This window comes from Homoserinimonas flava (assembly GCF_054969005.1).
Genome location: NZ_JBUEQS010000004.1, coordinates 17,146 through 36,556, shown reverse-complemented (window position 1 = coordinate 36,556; position 19,411 = coordinate 17,146). Strand labels below are relative to the sequence as shown.

The following is a 19,411-nucleotide window of genomic DNA, read 5'->3' as shown; positions in this document are numbered from 1 at the left end:
CCGAGGGTGGTGTGCGCGCGGGGAGAGCCGCGGCATCCACCGATCGGTGGAGGGCTGATTCATCCGATGCACGGCTATCGCAGCGGATGCCGCGCCGCCACGATTGACGCATGACAACACATGACTCCCCCGCCGTGAGCGTGCGGGGCCTGCGCAAAGAGTACGGCGCGTTCGCTGCGGTCGACGGTGTGGATTTCGACATCGCGCGCGGTGAGACGTTCGCGCTCCTCGGCCCGAACGGCGCCGGCAAGTCGACGACGATCGAAATCCTTGAGGGCTACCGCGACCGCACCGCCGGCGAAGTCCGGGTGCTTGGCACCGACCCCCACAAAGCATCGCTCGAATGGAAGTCCCGCCTCGGCATCGTGCTGCAGGACACGGGCGAGAGCGGCAATGTGACGGTGCGTGAGCAGCTCACCCAGTTCGCTGCCGCCTACCCGAATCCCCGCGGCGTCGACGAGGTCATCGCGGCGGTCGGGCTTGAGGAGAAGGCCGGCACCCTCATCCGCAAGCTCTCTGGCGGCCAGCGCCGACGGGTCGATGTCGCGCTCGGCATGATCGGCCACCCCGAACTCCTCTTTCTCGATGAGCCAACGACGGGCTTCGACCCGCAGGCGCGGCGCGCATTCTGGGAGGTCATCCGCGGCCTCAAGGCTGAGGGCACCACAATCCTCCTCACCACCCACTACCTCGATGAGGCCGCCCAGCTGAGCGACCGCGTCGGCATCATCGCCGAGGGGCGGCTCATCGATGTCGGCACCGTCGACGAGATCGGTGGCGCGGATGCTCGCGTGCCGGTTGTGCGGTGGCTCGAGCACGGGCTGCCGCGCGAGGAGCGCACCACAAACCCCGCACGATTCGTGCAACAGCTCGTCGATCAGATCGGCGAACCCAGCGGCCTCGAGATCGTGCGCCCGAGTCTTGAGGACGTCTACCTCGGGCTCATTGCGGCGCATACGGAGGTTTCGACACGGCCGCAGGCGGCATACTCAACCAGCAAAGGACAGACATCATGAGCCAGGTTTCGACACCGCCGCAGGCGGCGAACTCAACCGGCAATGCAACCCTCCCGACTGGCCGCACCCTGCGGCTCGGCATCCGGCGCATCGGCTACGAGCTCAAGGCATACTCGCGACAGGGCGACGCCGTCTTCTTCAGCTTTCTCTTTCCTATCGTCATGCTCACGATCTTCTCGGTCGCGTTCAGCGAAGCCGACTTCGGGCGGGATGCTGACGGAAACCCGGTGAGCGCCGCCGACTTCTACCTGCCCGCCATGCTCGCCGCGGGCGTGCTGCTCAGCGGGATGCAAAACCTCGCCCTCGATATCGCGGCGGAGAAGAGCGACGGCACGCTGAAACGGCTTGCCGGTTCGCCCCTGCCGATGGTGAGCTATTTCGTTGGCAAGATCGGGCAGGTGCTCGTCTCGGGCCTCGCGCAAGCGGCCCTCCTCCTCGTGATCGCCGCGCTCGCCTTCGGCGTCGAACTGCCCTCAACAGCGGAACGCTGGGGCACCTTCGCCTGGGTGTTTTTGCTCGGGGTCGCGACGAGCGCCATTCTCGGCATCGGCCTCAGCAGCATTCCCCGCAGCGGCAAGAGCGCGAGCGCCGTCATCATCCCCATCGTGCTCGTGCTGCAGTTCATCTCCGGCGTGTACCTGCAGTTCTCGGCACTGCCCGAATGGCTGCAGAACGTCGCATCCGTCTTTCCGCTGAAGTGGATGGCGCAGGGCATGCGCGCTGCGTTCCTGCCCGACGAGTTCAAGGTGCTCGAGCAGGGCGAGACCTGGGATCTGCCGGGGGTGGCGATCGCGCTCGCGATCTGGCTCGTCGTCGGGCTCGTGCTCGCACGCCTGACATTCCGCTGGATCCGCAAGGATAGCTAGGTGACGATCAACCGGTGGTGGCACGGCGCAGTCGCGGTCATGCTCGCGACGTGCGCCGCGCTGCTGCTGAGCGCGGCGAGGGGCGAGAGCGGCCTCGCGCTCGGGTTCGGGGTCATCGCCGCCTACGCCGTCGCCTGGGTGCTCATCGCACCTCACGCCTCCGAGGGCAACCGGGCCGCGAAGCTCCTCATTGCCATCACAATCGCCGCCGCCTTCTTCGGCTGCCTCGCCGCACCCAACTTCGCCTTCTTTCAGTGCCTCGCGCATCCGATCGCCTGGGTGATGTCGTCGTCAAAACGCAACGGCATCATGGCGAGCGCCGGCGTCGCCGTGGCCGTCGGTTTCGGGTTCCTCCTCGGCGAACCGTTCAGCATTGCGAACCTCGTCGCCAGCATCCTCACCGCCGGCATGTCCCTCCTGTTCAGCATCGCGTTCGGCCTCTGGATCTCACACATTGCCGAACTCGGCGACGAACGGCAGCACCTGCTCGAAGTGCTGCAGGCGACCCAGGCGGAGCTTGTCGCCCTCAGCCGCGAGGCGGGCGTCGTCGCCGAACGAGAACGGCTCGCCCGCGACATCCACGACACGGTCGCGCAAGACCTCACCGGCCTCGTCATGCTCACCGAACAGGCGAAGCGCACGACGGATGCCGCGGCTCGCGACGCCTTGCTGGCCCAGGTTGCCGATGCCGCGCGCGGGGCGCTCCACGAAACCCGTGCCCTCGTCGCCGCCGGTGCGCCCGCCGCGCTCGAGGGTGGGCTCGCTGCGGCGATCGACCGGGTGGCCGCACGCTTCACCCGCGACACCGGCATCACGGTGACCGTCACCTGCAACCCGGCTGAAACCCTCGACCGTGACAGTGAGGTCGTGTTGCTGCGCTGCACGCAAGAGGCGCTCACGAACGTGCGTCGGCACTCTGGCGCCTCGACCGCGACGGTCGAGCTCGACGGCACCACCCTCCGGGTGCGCGACGACGGGCACGGCTTCGACCCCGCCTCGCCGACCGCGGGCGTGGGGCTCGCGGGGATGCACGACCGCGTCACCCTCGTCGGCGGAACCTTCGAGGTGACGAGCGACGAGGGCGGCAGTGTGATCACCGTCGCGCTGCCGTCCGCTGAGGCGAAGGTGCGGCATCCATGACCATCCGTGTGCTTGTCGCCGACGATCACCAGATCGTGCGCGGCGGACTCGTCGCCCTGCTCGGCACGGCCGACGGCTTCGAAGTCGTCGGCGAGGCCGCCAACGGTGACGACGCAGTCGCGCTTGCCCTCGAGTTGCGCCCCGACCTCGTGCTCATGGATCTGCGCATGCCCGGCATCGAAGGCGACGAGGCGACCGCCCGCATCCTCGCGAGCGAACCCGGCATCCGCGTGCTCGTGCTCACCACCTACGAAAGCGACGACACCATCCTCCGCGCGATCGAGGCCGGGGCGAGCGGATACCTGCTCAAGGCGGCCCCACAGGAGGAGATCGTCGCCGGCATCCGGGCGGTCATGCGCGGCGAAGTCGCACTCGCACCCTCAGTCGCCGCCGCCCTCGTCAAAGGAATGCAGCGAACGGATGCCCCGAGCCTCAGCCCTCGCGAGCTCGACGTCTTGCGCCTCGTCGCCGAGGGGCTCAGCAACCCGCAGATCGCCGCCCGCCTCTACGTCGGCGAGGCGACAGTGAAGACACACCTGTTGCACGCCTTCGAGAAGCTCGAGGTGGGCGACCGCACCCGCGCGGTCACGAAGGCGATGGAGTTGGGGCTGCTGTAGCTACAGCTCCACGCCGACGAGCACCGGCTCCGGCTGCAGCCGCACCCCGAACTCCGAAAGCACGCGCGTCTGCACGTAGCGCGCCAACTCGGCAATCTGCTCGGCCGTCGCCCCACCCGTGTTCACGATCGCGAGAGTGTGTTTGCTCGAAATGGCCGCGGCAGAGCCGGGGAGACTGAACCCACGCCGGATGCCAGCGCGCTCGATCAGCCACGCCGCACTGAGCTTCACGCGCGATTCGGCCGGGTGCGACGGCTGGAGCCCATCGAGCAGACCTGCCTGCTCAAGCGGGAGCACGGTGTCTTCGGGGTCTGGGTCGAGACTCCAGCTCGGGGCATCCGCCGGCAGCTGGGCCGCAAAGCCGCCACCCACAATCGGGTTGGTAAAGAAGGAGCCGGTGCTCACCGAGTCTGGGTCGGCATCCGACAGCACCATGCCTTTGGATGCTCGGAGCCGCAGCACGGCGTCGCGCACCTCACCGACGGGGCGACGCTCCCCGAGCTCAGCCCCGAGGGCCGAGGCGAGCTGCGCGTAGCCGATGGGGGCGCTGAGTTCGCTGCGCTGCAGGCGGAGTTCGACCGCGAGCACGACCCCCTGCCGCCCCCGCTTCATGGCGGAGGTGCGATAACCGAGCCCGAGCTCGCCGGCGGGGATGCGCGCACGCTCCCCCGTGAGGAAGTCGAGAAAGTCGATCGCGACGAGCGTGTCAGAGAGCTCGGCACCGTAGGCGCCGATGTTCTGGATTGGCGACGCGCCGACCGAACCCGGGATGCCGGAGAGTGCCTCGAGACCGGCGAGTCCGGCGTCGATTGTGCGGGCAACGAGGGCGTCCCACGGCTCCCCCGCCTCAACCCGGATGATGACGCCGTCGTCGGCTGTGGCATCCAACCCCTCGATGCCGCTCGTGCGCACGTGCACCGCGGTGCCGTCGAAGCCGTCATCGCCGACGATGAGATTCGAGCCGCCGCCGAAGACGAGCCACGCTTCACCGGATGCCCACACCTCAAGCATCGTGTCGACAAGCTGCTCACGGTCGTGGACCTCGATGAACTCGCGGGCATCGCCGCCGACGCGGGTCGTCGTGAGCTCTGAGAACGCGGTCACTTCGGCAACGCCACCCTCACCTGGGCTTTGCCGAGCACCGTCTGCTCGTTGTAGGTGACCGTGAGGTCGATGCGCGCGCCGTCATCGTCGAGCACACCCACCTTTGCAGTGACCGTGACAACCGCACCGATCTCGGGGTCAACCACGACGGGGCGCGTGAAGCGCACCTGGTAGTCACGCACCAGCCCTGGGTCGCCGAGCCATTCGACGACGGGCTGCACGGCCGTGCCCATCGTGAGCATCCCGTGCGCGAGCACGCCGGGCAGGCCGACATTCTTCGCAACGTCATCGCGATAGTGGATGGGATTGAAATCACCGGATGCCCCGGCATAGCGCACGAGCGAATCGCGCGTCAGCGGATACACCGCCTCGGCGACAACCTGCCCAACCTCAAGCTGCTCCGGCATTATTCGTCTCCCCTCACGACGAGCGTCGAAATCGCGGTGACAACATGCTCGCCCTCGGCGTCAACGATCGTGGACTGTGCCGTGATCATGGCGTTGCCGCCGAGCGTCTTGATGCTCGTCACCTCAAGGGTCGCGGTGAGTTCGTCGCCAGCAACGATGGGGCGCGTGTATGTGAACCGCTGATCGCCGTGGACGACGCGCGAAAAGTCGATGCCGGCATCCGGCTCGGCGAGCAGCTGGGCGAGTGTCGCCTCCTGGATCACGACGGGGAAGGTCGGGGGTGCGACGACATCCGCATACCCGGCAGCGCGCGCGGCCTCGACGTCGAGGTTAATGGGGTGGGTGGCGAAGACGGCCCGCGAAAACTCGCGCACCTTCTCCCGGCCCACCAGGTAAGGGGCTGTCGGCGCGAAGGCCCTGCCCTGCAGTTCGGGGTTCACAGTCACGCCCGCAAGTCTATGCACGGTGGCGTGGGGGTGGGGTGGGCGGCCACTTCGGCGGAGTGCGGTGCCGGCCGGTTCGGCGGGGTGCGGTGCCGGCCGCAGATCGCTTCGGCGGGTGTTTTGTGTGCGGGCGGGTGAAGTTTCGCCCGCACCCGCACAAAACACCCGCCCAACCCCACGACACCCACCCAACCGGCCGGACGCCACGGCGAACGCCAGCGGCAGACCCCGGCCGCAGCATCCGCTCGCCGACCCGCAAGCACCACTCGCGGCGACCGTCGCCGGACGCACGAAACCCCGGCTCGCAATGAGCCGGGGTTTCGTGGGGTCTCAGTTCAGTTGACCGTCATGGGCCCCTGAAGTGTGGTGCCTACTGGCAGGAGTCACACTGCAGGAGATCCATCGGGTCGACCGGAACGTCGTAACCACTCACGCTGTCGTTGTCCATGTGGGCCTCCTTAAAGTCTTGGTTGTTTGGGTCGCAGTCACTGAGTCTTACATCGGCGCCTGCGGTGGGTTCCCACTATATAACCGGAATGACACGCATGTCATTCCCCTACATGTTGTGTTTTCGGCGTGTCGCGAGGTTTTTCTTAATGCTACAAAGCGCCACCGACATCTGTGTCGTTTATGAAAGAGCAGGCGAGCGATGAGCGAAGTGGAGTTGAGCGCGCACCGTCACCAGGCGGAGTAAACGCGACTGTTCTCAGATAGAGACTTCGGCGCACACCGGCCCGCGCCTAGTCGAACTCCATTCCGTCTAGCGCGGCGCGGATGCGGCCTTGGTGCTCGGCCTCAGCATTGGCCTGCCGCTGCTGCTCACGCTCGTCGGCAGCTTGAGCTTGTCGCTCCCACTCGTTTGCTTTTACAACCACCGAACGAACTGTCTCGAGGTGGTGCTGCGCCACTTCTTCGACAGTTGTACCGTCCAGAAGAATGCGGTCGCCGGAGACAGAAGCGATGCCGGGGCGGTGCATGGTCGAGAACAAGCTTTCATTCCAGCTCCGTTCGAAGTATGTAGACCAGTTTCGTGACGGTTGCCTAGAGAGCCGCAACGGCACGAGGTAGAGAGCGCTCCCGCGAGTTCCGTCCCTCCTCGGGCTCCCCAACCCCTTCTCATCGACACCCGTGACCCGGATGGGAGCATCGGCCGGTTCACCATCGGTAGTCCGCACCTCCGAGGGCGAGCGCCGGCGCCGCGACGGGACGGCTCGTGCCGGCGCTATGTGTCGGTTGATGCTGGCAGCTAGGCGCTCTGTCGCTTGCGCGACGTCCTGCCCATGTACTTCTACATAAAGCTTGTCTTTTAGACTCGCGGGCATCTCTACATGGTCGATACGAACCGGCAAGACCTTCACGCCGCTCTGAGCAATCTCGCCGGTCATCGCCAAGGAAACTTCTTTCTGGCACCACGGACTTGCGACGCTGTTCTTACTGATTAGGGCGACGACGAAATCAATCTGGTCTAGTGCCGCGGTGACGCGCTCCACGACGCTGTCGCCCACCAACAGTTCGCCCTCATCGCGCCACACGAAGTAGCCGAGTTTCTCGAGTCCGTCTTGCAGACCCGCCGCCAATCGCTTGTCGGCGTGCTGGTAACTAATGAACACACTGGCTACAAAATCGGGAGACCTCATGGCACTGAGGATAGATCTAGGTTCTGTCACTCGCGTGAAACCCAGCCAAATGCGGACGGCCCACGCCGCGCGGGTCGGCGTCTCGGTGAGTGCCTAATAATCGACGTGGCGAAGACTCCGCAAGCCACGAAATGGGCGGGATGCTTATCAGAACTGTGTCGAGCGTCGATCACGTCAACGCGTCCGGTAACGCTAGGGGGATCCTGCGCCACGATTCATCACCCGTTAGGCCTGACCGGCCTCGGACTGGAGGTGACGGTAGATGGTCGGGCGGGATACACCGAAGGTGTCGGCGATCTCCTGCACGGTGTGATTGCCGCTGTCATACATCGACCGGGCCTGCCGGATCTTGTTTGCGGTCATCTTGAACTTCGGCCCGCCCTTCCGACCGCGGGCACGGGCGGCCGCGAGTCCGTCATGGGTGCGTTCAACGATGAGGTCGTGCTCGAATTCCGCGATCGCCGCGAGCATGTGGAAGAACAACCGACCCCCCGGAGTGGTTGTATCGATTCCCTGCGACAGCGCCTTCAATCCGATCCCTCGCTGCTGCAGCTCGTCGGCCACCTGCTTGAGGTTCCGCACCGAGCGGCCGAGCCGGTCCAGCTTCGTAACGACTAGGGTGTCTCCGTCGCGCAGGTACGACAGGGCATCCGTCAGCGCCGGCCGCTTCGCGAGCGTGCCCGATGCGTACTCCACGAAGATCTTGTCGCAGCCGGCAGCCTCGAGCACGTCGGTCTGGCCTTCGGGATTCTGATCCTGGGTCGAGACTCGCGCGTAACCGATCGTTGCCATGCCTCACTGTAACGCGAACGTTGCCTGCATTACATAGATCGCGAACACGGATTATGAGACACGACACGCCAATTTTGCGCCCGAAGCCGTCGACCGTCTCATGAACGTTCGTTTATTTGACGAGTGAAGACAGAGTCCACCTTAATGATGGAGGGGAGCGTTTTTTGAGTTAGTCGCTCTTCCGAGCGGCTTTGCTCCGGAGCATCCTTGCGACGCGGCGCGAAGCCTTGTCGCTCAGGACGGGCCACGTAGTGCGGATGGCCGCGGCGATCATTGCGATCGCGAGGGCGAATCCGATTGCGTAGCCCGCTGCTTCCGGGATCTCAATCGACAGCTGGAGCATGGAACCTCCACCATTCGAGCTGTCAGCCAGGTCGGCCGACTCACGAGCCACGCAGCATGCGGGTTCGAGGTTGATGGGTTCTCGAGCTGCGAGAACAGCGAGGCCTAATGGTCTCGCGCGTGCGGCGTGCCGTCGAAGACGCGCAGTGGGCGTCGGATTGGGGGCACAAAAAAACCGACCCTTGGGCCGGCAGTTTTCGCACGCTAAAGGTGCAAGCCCAGTATCACATAGTTTGTGCCGCAGGGCCAGTCGACTGGGGCAGCAGCTCATGGCGTGGACACAGACCCGCAGCCTAGGCGTCCACGCTTCGATATCTCGGCCGAGAAATGCGCTTAGTGGCTGGAGGCGCGAGTACGCCTAAGGAACGACCCTTACAGCAATCAGTCGACTCGGTTGAATCAATCCTGAGCAACTGACGGTCCGGCCTCGATTCCGCCGGATCGACGAACTGAGCCTTTGGAGCGCTCGAGCCACTGCATGTGAGATGACTTGACGTGCGCGCGCTGCTGTGGGTTGTCAAACTTCAAGCGCGCAAGATATCCCCGCGAGATTGTGCCCTTCAACCGCTTCTCCAATGGAGACCCCACCTTCGCCTTGTAGAAGGCCATGAGAAGCACCATGGTGACGAAGCCTTCGACTACTCGAGTCGTTTCGAATGGTTCGATGAGAGTGTCAACTTGGTTCTCCCACCCCGGCTCACCAATCGCCTCAATGAGCAGGGCGCTTGGGATCGCGACCCTGGCATCTGACCTGGCTACGTCTAGATCCGCGACTTCGCGAGCAGTCACCAGCAGCTTGCGCGAGGCTAGCGTGGTGGTGATTCCCGCTTCCATGATTAGCCACGGAAGTAGTTTGACCAGGCCTTCCAAAAACTGATTCTCCTCAGCACTGAGTTCCTCTTCAGCCTGAGCGCGAAGCTGAAATGCTAGCTCTTGAAAGCTGTCATCTTCATGCATGGCATCAGCGAGATGACCCCATCCGCGCAAGACTGCTTCGAGGCTCTCTCGCTTGAGGGTTAGATCGTCTACCTCTTCACTGTCCCGCAAGACAACTGAAACGAGGGAGAGCGACTGCGCGAATCGAACCAGCGGTGGAAGGTCGGAGTCGTTTGTGACCGGAAATGGCAGGACATCAACGTCAGAGGACGAATCAAGCGGGTCGCTGGCTTCGATCCCACCCGGGGTTTCATCGCTTGCCTCACCATCTGTGGCGGCCAGTATTTGGTCGAACTGCTCACCCAGCCCATCCGGTGCGTCTCGCGGCGCCTGCACATTGAACGCAGAATCTTCGCCCGGAGTAGGGGGTTCCGAAATGAGCCTTCTCAGTGCGTCGAGCGTCTCTCTGTCATTCCTGACTAAAGCTGCATAGGAGGTCAGAATCGACGCGTAGTAAAGGGGACGCTTGAGAAGTCTGTCGAGAAGCTCGGGCGATTTCGCCGCAGCCTTCGCTGCGAAGAGATAAAGAAAGCTTGATTGGGTGAATCGGACGCGAACCCCGTCATCGATGAGCACACGCCGGCGAACCAAATCATCGAGTACTTTGCGCGGAGACTCTTCCCAGGCGAACCTCTGGAAGAATCCCTCCATAGTTTCGATGGTTTCCGATTGCAGCACGGCGCCATGGTCGTCAGAGACAAATCGTGCGGCAAGGTCGGTCAAGATCGACTCGCGGTCAGCGGCGCTAAGTGCTCGCCGAGAGTCGTCGCCCGTATCGTCACGACCCAGCAAATGATTGACGTACTGATCGATGATCGCGGTGGGCGAAGCATTAGCAATCAGAGACTCGCCTCGCGCCATGAGAGATACGAGCATCGCAACCGTGAACGGCGTACGCGGTAGGTGTTCACTTTGTAGGGTCGCAACGACAGCTGCCGCAAGAATCTCTGCTTTCGAACCGGCCGCCAGTTCTGCCATCGCCCGTACTTGCTTCGCTCCCAGCTTGCCCAGGTACCTCACCCGCACGTCACATCCGGACCGCTTCAGAACATCTACTGCGTCCGCTTCATTGACGCTGCTACATCCGAGGATTACTAGTCCCTCCGCATCACCCAGCTCGTCGCTGGCGCGCTCGGATATCCGGCTGTAGCTATGAAAGTTATCTATGCCGAGCACATGGGGCGGGAGCGGCTCCAGACGGTTTTGGATGAGTCCACGCTCCAGCGCCTCACCGCTGCGTGATTTCGAAAGAGGCTTATGTCCCGCCGGGAACCGTCTAAAATCCAGAAACACAGGTGCGACATGTCGCTTTCGAGATGCTGCAAGCAAAAGCCACCTGATTGCGGTCGACAATCCGGAGTTCTCATCCGCCACAAGGAGAATCACTCCGTCGTCGTCGAGATCTTGCTCCGGATCAACGACGTCTAGCTTCTCCTCGGGTTCTTGCGCGGAACGGAAAAACTCTTGATGCGGAACGGGCAGCAGCGTTGGCGGAAGAATCAGTTCGTGGATTGGTTTGCTGTCGAGATCGGCGAGTCCTTCACCGATAATCGTTTCCTCCCGAAACTGGTCCTCTAGGTAAGTGCGCATGTCACTGACGACATCGCGTACGACCCCGCTGGCACTCCGAGCGACATCATCGCGTGGTGCGATCGACCTGATAAAGGCTGGCAGATCAGAGTAGCTGTCACCGTAGCTGACGGGTTCGATATTCGAGTCGCGGTGGAACTCCCTCAATGTCGCCAATTCCGAAGAAAGACATAGCCGATAGTGCGGCATGGCGGAGGTCGCGAAGGTCTTCCGATGCCATCGCAAGAGCTCCGTGAAGTTCGGATCGTCAAGGGTACCTCCGCACCCGATGTACACGATCGACTTTGTCGCCGAGACGGCACGCTCGATGGCCTGGACACCTTCGGCGGACTTCTGCCGCGTGTAGTCGGATTCAGAAAGTACGACTGAGTCAGGCTCTGTATAGACACCATGGATATGACCAATGTCCCCAGACGCATTCAAGATTCGCTGGAAGCCATGCGGAGTTCGCCAATCGATTGCGCCACCCTTCACGAAACTTTCCAGGACGGTGTCGTAGTTCGTCGTGAATATTGGCGCGCCCAGTTCCGCGATCGCCCGCGGCCAAGATGTGTCTTCGACCACAATGCTGTCGAAGACACTACTGAGCCAGTTTGCAAACGCTTGCTCGCCCATTCCTCGCAATTTGGAAGAGAGTTGCCCGGCGACCTGAAGAAGCTGGGCAGCGTCGTTCTCCTCAATGGCGAGGTCGAGCTGCCCATCAACCATCGACCGCCACTTAGCCGCCTTCGCATCATGCGTTACGACAAAGTCCAGGCCATTGCGAATAAGCCCAACCCACGTCGACGACGGCGCAGCACGGGTGGCCGCGACGGTGGATCCCGCTCCTACGATGGCCACTACGCGGCCGCTCGCAAGGGCTTCGGATAGTTGCTCTACGGACATGATGTTCCCCCTACCGAGAGCATATTGCGCCGACCCAACATAAAAGGCCTTCGTGGCAATAAGCGGGCGCGCCTTTCCCTACCGCACAACGCTCACAGAGCCCAAAGCTGACCCAATGCTCACGACAGCGGTTGCCACCAAGGTGATTCATCGATCACCGGATATCCGAGCGAGAGTTGGTGACAGGTTGCAGGCCTAAATGACTTGAGCCCAGCGAAACAGCGAAAAGGTGAGACCCATGCGTCTTGACGTGGAGGATGCCTTGTCCGCCCGCTGCCTAAAGCCTTCGAGCTACGCGGGGAACGCGTCCTCCACGGGCAGTCCGAAAAGCGTGCTGGCTCGATTGGAGATGGGCTGGGCCGGATGCCAGCGGAATGAGTACCCAGCCGCAGCCAGAGTCTCGATTGCTTCTAGCGCCACCACTCCGATGTCGAGGTCCAGCGTGCGAGGCTCAGAGTTCCCACCGCTCGCCTTGTCCACGCTGCAACCTGCCGCGGTGAGCATTTCACATATGCGCTGCGCTTCCTTAGCATCACTCGTCCATACCCAAGTTGCCCGCGGAGAAGTTGATACCTCTAGTTGCATGAACCCACAGTAGAGGTACGTCACGTCCTGATTACCTTCGGTTCAGAGCGCTTCTCATGCTGCCGATACGCTGCTTCAAAATCGGCGTCGTCAAACATCACCTCCCAACCCTCTCCTTCGAACCGGTAGGCGTTCCAGTCGAACTCAGAATTGGGTAGATCCTTGGGCTCTGAATACGTCAGTTGGACGCGCTCTGCTCGGGGCAGGAGCGACTTCGGGCGAATTGCACTAACAAATGGCCCTCGGCCCATTGCCATCATGCGTCCGCGTTCGATCAGGTCGATCGCAATCGCGATGGCGCGAGCAAACCGTTGCCGGGACGTCTCCCCGAGGTTTATCTCGGAGCCGGCGAGCATTGCGATCGTTGACTGGCGGTCGCGGTCAGAAAGTCCAAGCTTTCGGCGGGACGCGGCCGGAAGCTGGAGCATCAAGCCTGCGAGTCCGAGCTCGTAATCCAGCTGCCGCAGCCCGCTGAGCCACAATGCTGCGCCTATGGCCCCAACCCGGACCTCGACGTTCTCGCCGCGGAGAGCCGCGGCGAGGCGAGCATCATGCTTGATCTCAGGCGCCGTCGCCTCCGCTGGCGGCCGCAGAGCGGAAGGCGCTAGGCGCACAATGCTCCTCCAGGACAGAGGATCACACCGCTGCAGCAGTAACCCGTGTACCGGGCAGCTGACTGCGAGCGACACGCGCCACGCGAGCGGGAACGCGGTTTCCGAGTCCGCTTGGCTGAGGCATGCGATGCACCCGCGCACGCTCGGCGGCCCGAACTGCCAGCGGACGCTGCGGCGTTCAGCGAAGGGCCACGTGTGCATCGAGGGCGGGATGAGAACTGTACCCACTAGATTCGGCCGACCCGGTCCCTGCAACCGCTCGACTGCGCCGTCCACCGTCATTCCTCGGATCTGCTGAGGATCGGCGCCCGTCCGGTCCGCAAGGGCTTCGACCCAACGCAGGCCAGGGCTGGTGTCGAGTTCTCGCGCGCGCACGTATCGACCGGTAAGCCCAGTCGCGAACTCAGACGGACTCATCCCGTATATGCGCGCCAGGCGAGCGACCCACGAGGACAGCGCCTCTCCGGGCTCAGCCGGGGGGCGAATCGGAAGAAGTGCCATTTCAGTCCAGGTTCATCTCTGCCTGCTGGGTGCGCTGCGACGGCCCAGCGTAAGTTGTCGCCGAGAGAACTCTTTCGTTGAGACATTCCTCGCCAGTGGCAATCGCGATTCTCGCGGCCCGGTTCAACAGTTCGATAAGCTCCCCGACATTTCCTTCGCTTCGATGCAGGAGATATTCGGTCATGACCGTGCTGTCTATCCTTGACGGCTTGCGAAGTGGAAGTATTTGGGCGTAACTGCTTAGAAATGACCGCGACTCGCTATCAACTACCCACCGCGGCAGTAGCAGCGGCTCGAAGCGATTTTCTAGCTGGGGGTCACTACGGATGGCGAGATAGGCGTCCTTGGTTCCCGCACCAACAATCGGTATCTGCAGCTCGTTCCCGATCCCTCTCAGCACGTTGAGCATGATCTGTCGCTCTTTGGCGGAGGCGGGAAGCACGTTGTGCAGCTCGTCGATGATGAGAATGCGCGCACCGACAGAGCGAAGAACTCGGAAAGCGAGCGTACGGAGCTCCGAAGTGCTGGCTCGCTCTCGGTGGGGGCAGTGGACCTTCAGGAGAATCTCCTTGTAGAACTCGCGCACACTCGGAAAGTCGGGCATCAGCATCGAGATCACCTCTATGCGTTGCGCACTGCTCTGTCGCTCTGCTGGGTGCATACGAAGGAAGCGGTTGATCACCATCGACTTCCCGCGGTTCGTGGGTCCGATGAGCAACAGGTTGGGCATGCGCAGCTTTCGCGGCCAGTTGTACAGCTCCTCCATGCGAGCGACCGCTTGCATCGCACGCGTGTATCCGACCCAATGGTCGGCACTGATGTATTTAATCCTGGCTTCGTCGGCCTGTCGCGCCATTTCAGCGCTGGCCGGCCGAAGGTGATCGAGTGGCAGGGATGTTCCTGACTTATTGCTCACCAGTCCTCCATCTCCTCAAATGCGGCAGCGGGTTCCTCGTCGCTAACCAGCGACGGGGCCGGCGGGACCGATTGCGTACTCGCACGGCGAGGGCGGCCTGCCTGGATGTCCCGGGTGCGCTCGCTATTCCTACGCGTTCGGCGCGTGGAACGCTCAGCATCGGTGATGAGCCTGCTCCGCTCCTGGCGCATCCTTAGCAAAGCTTCTGGGCTCTCGCTAGATCGCCCCTCGGCTGTCTGCTTCGCGACCAAAGCGCGGGTTTCCCAGATTGACACCGGCTCTAGGAGAGAGTTCGACGGAACCAGAAGATAGCTCCCACCGTCGGGTAGCTCGACCCAAACCCGGCTTACGTCCCGAGGATCTCGCACGAGGCGAAATTTAGCCAGCTCCCCTCGACGCTCAATCCATGGACTCAGCGTCGGCGAGAAATAGTGAATCCGGTCCCAGACGAACCCTTCCCTTCGAATGGACCTGTGGATGCTCGGCAGGAAGTCGATTATGTAACTCTCTTGATCGATCACACTGGGCGGTGGCCCATGACGCTCGACTGCCTTCGCCCAGGCGGCCGCGGGCGGATGCCCCAGGCTACGATGCACCGTTCCGTGGTATTCCCCGACGGCCAAGACAAGCCACTTCTCCAACTCTGGGAGGGTCATGATCGCTAGCTGCTGGGACCGGTACCCTTGCCGCTCGGCAACGCTTGAGAACGTGGTGCCGGGGATTTCGTGAACCCTACCCATGAGCGTTCCTATGACGCGCTCCACCGTTCCGCCGTCCTCAGGCGCCCACGGCCGCCGGAAACCCATGCGGATACCGTGCTGTTGGCAGCCGCGCTTCAGGTCTGCGCTGTGAAACTCGGATGCGTTGTCCATGAAGAGCTCTTCAGGTTTGCCCGCCATCGGCCAGTCCACGTCGAGGCCGAGGCCCCTCGCTCGCTGCGTCTTGTCACTAGCTACGCTCGCCAGGCAGAGCGCGACCGAGAGCCTTGAGGGGGCCTCCAGCGTGAGAACCATGCCGACGATGCAGCGGGTGGCCTTGTCGACCGCGATTGTGAGGTAGGGACGTCCGATCTCTTCGCGGTCAACTCGGTCTACGATCATGACGTCGACCGGGGTGTGATCGATCTCGACCCGTTCTAAAGGCCGACCGGATCCAGTCGCAGACCTTCCAGCCGGCTGCAGCTTGCGCTCGGCGTCCGCGCCCTGTCGTTTGCGCGCAGCGAGAGTAGGACTGACCGCTTCTATTCGCCGCTTGACTGTTGTGTGTGCTGGCACAGGGAGCTTGAGTCGAATGCACTCGTCCTCAACGAGTCTCTGAATGGTTGTCGCGCGCAGCCTTTGCTTGTGCAGGTGTCGCCTTTCCAGGACCTCCGCGATTACAGCATCGACAGCTGGTGCAAGGCGTGATCTCCCACGGCCCCCGCTAGGCGGCGCTGGAATGAGAGAAGTGACAGTTTGGGGCCCACGCCTGAACTTCGAAATGAGTTCGTAGAGGTAGCTAGCACTGATCCCGAGCTCTGCTGCGTTCTGGGCGGCAACTGCTCGGGTGACTTCCTTCAGCGCGGCGAGTTCAGACACGATGGCGAACCGCTTCACTGCAGCATTCCAGATGTCCTCGTCAACATCATGGGGGCTCGACGATCGACTTCCAGTGCGCACCATCGCAATCTCCCTCGCCATCGAGTGACGATGACGTTACGCCGAAGCAAGCGCGTCGCCAAGAGTGGAATATCACGGGTGTGCTCGAGGACCTCCACCTGAGCACCGCTTATGCGTTCTGATGCTGCCCAGTCGAGCGCCAGCGGCGTGACGCGATCGCGAAGGCGAACCCTGGCCGAAGGGACCTAGGAGTCTTCTCCCAAGCGATCCATCCATGGCGGTACCAGTGGATTGCACAGTGATGCCGGAATCCGCGAGCTGTATCTCGCGGTAGGGATTCCCAATCAATCTGCCGTTCGAGAGCGCGAAGCCGAGGATAGGTGAGCAACTCGTCGAACAGCTCGGAGAATGTGGGCGAGCGCTCATGGCGCTTGCGAAACCGGACGATGGCGATGGCTGCCCTGAGTCCCCACTGGTCGCCCCGAGCGCCCGTGAGCTCCTCGAAAAGCTGCGCGACCTCTGCAGGAAATGACGGGGGCGTGACTTTACCGTAAGCGTTCAATATTCCCTCCGCTGGATCGACTTCGTCGATGTCGCGGCAACACGTGCAGGCGTCGCACTGGGGAGTGAACGCGAGGGAAAGCGCTTCGTATGGCCTCAAACATTATGCCATACGGACTAGGCCGCAACATTTTGGCAACCGGACAGGCTGGGGGCATGTCATCTGGCCCGCACCCCAACCGGGAGTGGGAGGTGTTCGCGGGGGCCCTCGGTCGGCGGTTGCAGCGGGTCAGGCTCGCCAGGGGCCTCAGTCAGGAACAAGTCGCCTACCGGGCGAAACTAAGCCGGTACACCTATCAGAAGTACGAACGCGGATTCTCGAGACCAGGAGAGCCCGCAAATCCCTCTGTGCGCTCCCTCCTCGCATTGGCTCAGGTGCTCGAGATCGATCTTGCTGAAATGCTGCCCCCCGACGTGCCGGATCTCACAGCGCGCTGACGCGTGGGCCATACCATCTCAAACATGACAAGCAGAGAGCTCGACGACCAGACCCGTGCCGTGGGCCTGTCGATCGCGGAAAAGGACACCACTATCGGAGCTCTCGTTGACATGAGCGACTCCGAAATCGGCCTGTTTCTGCTGCAGGCCATGGACCAATCCACTCGCGAAGACTGGTCAACAGGAAACATGGGAGCACATGCACAGGCTTCCATCAACTTGCCGCGAATAGGCGGGAGGCCAAACCGCTCGATTCGGAATCTCGCTGAGATCATTGCAGACGTTATCGCGGACGGGATGGGCTGGCTGATCTCCACCGGCCTTGTCGGTCCGTCGGCGATGCAATCCGGAAGCTCCGCGGAATGGAGGATCACGAGCGCAGGCCACAACGTGCTGGCGCAGGGCACAACCGCTCACATTGAGGCAACACGTCGGCTCCATGTCGACCTTCATCCTGCTCTCCAGGGCGCAACCCGCATGAACTTCGAGCGTGGCGAGCTTGCTGCAGCTGTCCAAATCGCGATGAAGGAAGTGGAAATCAGTCTTCGAACCGCTTCGCGACTACCCGCGAAGCTGTCGGGCAAGTCCTTGGCGAGTGAAGCTTTGCGCGACGGAGGCCCGTTTCGAATAAGCGGTGAAACTCCCGACGAGCAGGACGGCTTCATGTTCCTGTTCATGGGTGCCACCGCAGCCCTGAGAAACCCCAATAGTCATCGTGCAGTCGAGTATTCAGATCCCACAGAAGCGGCAGACATTATTCATCTCGCTGACCTTCTGCTGCGCGTCATAGAGCGAGAGAAGGAGCATCGGTCGGCTTCATCGGCGTAGCTAACCGGCGAGACCATCGAGCGACTGGGCCCACAATCCACTCGACTTCGACCAGTCTCGTTCGGACCTCGTCAAAGGCCAGTAGAGCGGCCTATAGATCTAGCGGGCGGCCGCTCTACTCCACTTCGAAAGACGACAATCTGTTGGTCGTCCTAGAGCAGGCGAACGACTGATGGATGCCCGCCATCCATGTACTGATCCGAAGCGCTGCTTGCCGATCGGCTCAAACCGTCGATAGGCTCGCCTCAAATCGGGGGTACAACATGGGGGTACAAAAAGTGGATTCTGGCACGCTCAAAGGCGCACGTTCGCGCGCAACGATCGCTCTCGCGGGCGCCGCGCTGGTTTCGACCGTCGTGGCGGGGATGCTCGCGCTCGTACCTGCGACGCCGGCGGCGGCCGCCCCGGTCGGCTGCTCCGCCGATGTCTACTTCGTTCTCGGGACCGGGAGTCCCCTCACTACGCCGAATGTGCTCACAAGACGAGCTCCCGACGGCACACTGACCAGCATCACCACACCGGGCCTCAATCCGTGGACGATCGGAGTGAACCCTGTCGATGGACACCTTTACGCCTTCCAATACGAGTCGCCCGGCGACCACATCTTCCGGGTGGAGAGCGACGGCAGCTCGACCGACCTCGGTGCTGTCGCTGGAGGCCCCGGCGACGTCCTCGTCTCGATCGGCGGGTTCGACGACAGCGGCACCTTCTGGGTTGCCAGTTCGTCAATCCTCTACGGCATTGACATCGAGACAATGACGGCAACGGCGGTGCCGCTCAGTCAGAGCGTCGGCGGGGACCTCGCATTCATCGATGGTGTCATCTATGCGTCCACCAACCCCGTCTTTCCCGGTACGCCAGATCTCGCGCGCATCGACCCAGCTACCGGAACCGTCACGGTGGTCGACCTGCCAGGAATGATCACCGCGCCCTCATTGTGGACGGTCGACGGGCACCTCTACATCTCGCAGAACACCTCCCTCGTCGAGGTGCTCGACTACGACACCGCCACGCCGACGATGCTGACAGTCGGCTCCGGGGCCACCGGGTTCACCGGGATAGCACGGGACGCCGCCGCTTGCCCGACCGGTCCATCGCCGTTCCTGAACGCTGCCGACGACGACTACACCACGAATGCGCTGACCTCGGAGGGTGGTGTCGCGGGCAACGTATTCGGCAACGACACCGAAAACGGTGCGGCGGTCAGCTCGGCCGCGGTGACGGTGGCCGTGACGGATGACGGCGGCCTCACGGGCGTGACCATCGCTGCCGATGGCGCGGTCACGGTGCCAGCCGGCACGAGGGTCGGCACCTATGCACTGAGTTACGAGCTCTGCTCGATCGCTACGCCCACGTTGTGCGATCTTGCAGTGGTGACTGTGGTCGTCGAGGCTGCGACTCCCGACCCTGCGGTGGCGACCCCCGTCGGGGCCGCGGATCGAGAGCTCCCCCCGACCGGTGCCGAGTCCGGATGGCTCGCCGGCTCTGCGGTCATGCTGCTCGCCGCGGGTGCGGCGTTGTTCGCCCGCCGTCGTCATCTGCGCAGCGCTCTGTAGCTCTCAGGTGCCCTGTAGCTCTCAGTCGGAGCGCGGCAA

The 19,411-nt window shown here is 62.9% G+C and carries 17 protein-coding genes and 1 pseudogene; 7 read left to right on the top strand and 11 right to left on the bottom strand.

The window, feature by feature from the left end; all coding sequences use genetic code 11:
* The first annotated feature begins 110 nt into the window (after positions 1 to 110).
* Genes ACY48M_RS12340 through ACY48M_RS12325 form a run of 4 tightly spaced genes read left to right on the top strand, consistent with a single transcriptional unit; the run spans position 111 to position 3,639 of the window.
* Positions 111 to 1,016, top strand: coding sequence for an ABC transporter ATP-binding protein (locus ACY48M_RS12340; RefSeq protein WP_462820592.1), 906 nt, complete (start codon positions 111 to 113; stop codon positions 1,014 to 1,016).
* On the top strand, positions 1,013 to 1,882 hold the full coding sequence (locus ACY48M_RS12335) for an ABC transporter permease (RefSeq protein ID WP_462820591.1): 870 nt from the start codon (positions 1,013 to 1,015) through the stop codon (positions 1,880 to 1,882). Before ACY48M_RS12340 ends, ACY48M_RS12335 begins: the two co-directional genes overlap by 4 nt.
* Positions 1,883 to 3,022 carry a sensor histidine kinase gene (locus tag ACY48M_RS12330; protein ID WP_462820590.1) on the top strand — a complete coding sequence of 380 codons (1,140 nt, stop codon included), beginning with the start codon at positions 1,883 to 1,885 and terminating at the stop codon, positions 3,020 to 3,022. It begins immediately after the preceding gene.
* A complete protein-coding gene (locus tag ACY48M_RS12325; RefSeq protein WP_462820589.1) occupies positions 3,019 to 3,639 on the top strand; it encodes a response regulator in 621 nt (206 codons plus the stop codon). The genes ACY48M_RS12330 and ACY48M_RS12325 overlap by 4 nt, the downstream gene beginning before the upstream one ends.
* Here the strand turns inward: ACY48M_RS12325 and ACY48M_RS12320 are convergent, their stop codons facing one another.
* The 11 genes and pseudogenes from ACY48M_RS12320 to ACY48M_RS12270 form a co-directional block, all read right to left on the bottom strand.
* Complete coding sequence (locus tag ACY48M_RS12320) at positions 3,640 to 4,743, bottom strand: UDP-N-acetylmuramate dehydrogenase (protein WP_462820588.1); 1,104 nt, start codon at positions 4,741 to 4,743, stop codon at positions 3,640 to 3,642.
* Positions 4,740 to 5,150, bottom strand: coding sequence for a MaoC family dehydratase (locus tag ACY48M_RS12315; protein WP_462820587.1), 411 nt, complete (start codon positions 5,148 to 5,150; stop codon positions 4,740 to 4,742). Before ACY48M_RS12315 ends, ACY48M_RS12320 begins: the two co-directional genes overlap by 4 nt.
* Positions 5,150 to 5,596, bottom strand: coding sequence for an FAS1-like dehydratase domain-containing protein (locus ACY48M_RS12310; protein ID WP_462820586.1), 447 nt, complete (start codon positions 5,594 to 5,596; stop codon positions 5,150 to 5,152). Before ACY48M_RS12310 ends, ACY48M_RS12315 begins: the two co-directional genes overlap by 1 nt.
* Positions 5,597 to 6,333: 737 nt before the next feature.
* Positions 6,334 to 7,230, bottom strand: a complete 897-nt coding sequence (locus ACY48M_RS12305) for a toll/interleukin-1 receptor domain-containing protein (protein ID WP_462820585.1) — start codon at positions 7,228 to 7,230, stop codon at positions 6,334 to 6,336.
* Between the two features lie 225 nt (positions 7,231 to 7,455).
* Positions 7,456 to 8,022 (bottom strand): recombinase family protein, encoded by a 567-nt coding sequence (locus ACY48M_RS12300; RefSeq protein WP_462820584.1) that lies wholly within the window; start codon positions 8,020 to 8,022, stop codon positions 7,456 to 7,458.
* A gap of 169 nt (positions 8,023 to 8,191) precedes the next feature.
* Positions 8,192 to 8,365, bottom strand: coding sequence for a hypothetical protein (locus tag ACY48M_RS12295; protein WP_462820583.1), 174 nt, complete (start codon positions 8,363 to 8,365; stop codon positions 8,192 to 8,194).
* Between the two features lie 398 nt (positions 8,366 to 8,763).
* Positions 8,764 to 11,775, bottom strand: coding sequence for an SIR2 family protein (locus ACY48M_RS12290; protein WP_462820582.1), 3,012 nt, complete (start codon positions 11,773 to 11,775; stop codon positions 8,764 to 8,766).
* Positions 11,776 to 12,380: 605 nt separating this feature from the next.
* The gene (locus ACY48M_RS12285; protein WP_462820717.1) at positions 12,381 to 12,788 is read right to left on the bottom strand and encodes a hypothetical protein; all 408 of its coding nucleotides are present in this window, start codon (positions 12,786 to 12,788) and stop codon (positions 12,381 to 12,383) included.
* Between the two features lie 231 nt (positions 12,789 to 13,019).
* Positions 13,020 to 13,475: pseudogene (locus tag ACY48M_RS12280) on the bottom strand (TniQ family protein); the annotation flags it as partial.
* A gap of 1 nt (position 13,476) precedes the next feature.
* A complete protein-coding gene (locus ACY48M_RS12275; RefSeq protein ID WP_462820581.1) occupies positions 13,477 to 14,391 on the bottom strand; it encodes a TniB family NTP-binding protein in 915 nt (304 codons plus the stop codon).
* On the bottom strand, positions 14,388 to 16,070 hold the full coding sequence (locus ACY48M_RS12270; protein WP_462820580.1) for a transposase: 1,683 nt from the start codon (positions 16,068 to 16,070) through the stop codon (positions 14,388 to 14,390). Before ACY48M_RS12270 ends, ACY48M_RS12275 begins: the two co-directional genes overlap by 4 nt.
* Positions 16,071 to 16,706: 636 nt before the next feature.
* Between ACY48M_RS12270 and ACY48M_RS12265 the strand changes: the two genes are divergently transcribed.
* The 3 genes from ACY48M_RS12265 (at position 16,707) to ACY48M_RS12255 (ending at position 19,372) form a co-directional block, all read left to right on the top strand.
* Positions 16,707 to 16,988 (top strand): helix-turn-helix domain-containing protein, encoded by a 282-nt coding sequence (locus ACY48M_RS12265; RefSeq protein ID WP_462820579.1) that lies wholly within the window; start codon positions 16,707 to 16,709, stop codon positions 16,986 to 16,988.
* Positions 16,989 to 17,012: 24 nt separating this feature from the next.
* Positions 17,013 to 17,816, top strand: coding sequence for a TIGR02391 family protein (locus ACY48M_RS12260; RefSeq protein WP_462820578.1), 804 nt, complete (start codon positions 17,013 to 17,015; stop codon positions 17,814 to 17,816).
* A 278-nt stretch (positions 17,817 to 18,094) separates the two neighbouring features.
* Positions 18,095 to 19,372, top strand: coding sequence for a DUF6923 family protein (locus ACY48M_RS12255; RefSeq protein WP_462820577.1), 1,278 nt, complete (start codon positions 18,095 to 18,097; stop codon positions 19,370 to 19,372).
* The last annotated feature ends 39 nt before the right edge of the window (positions 19,373 to 19,411 follow it).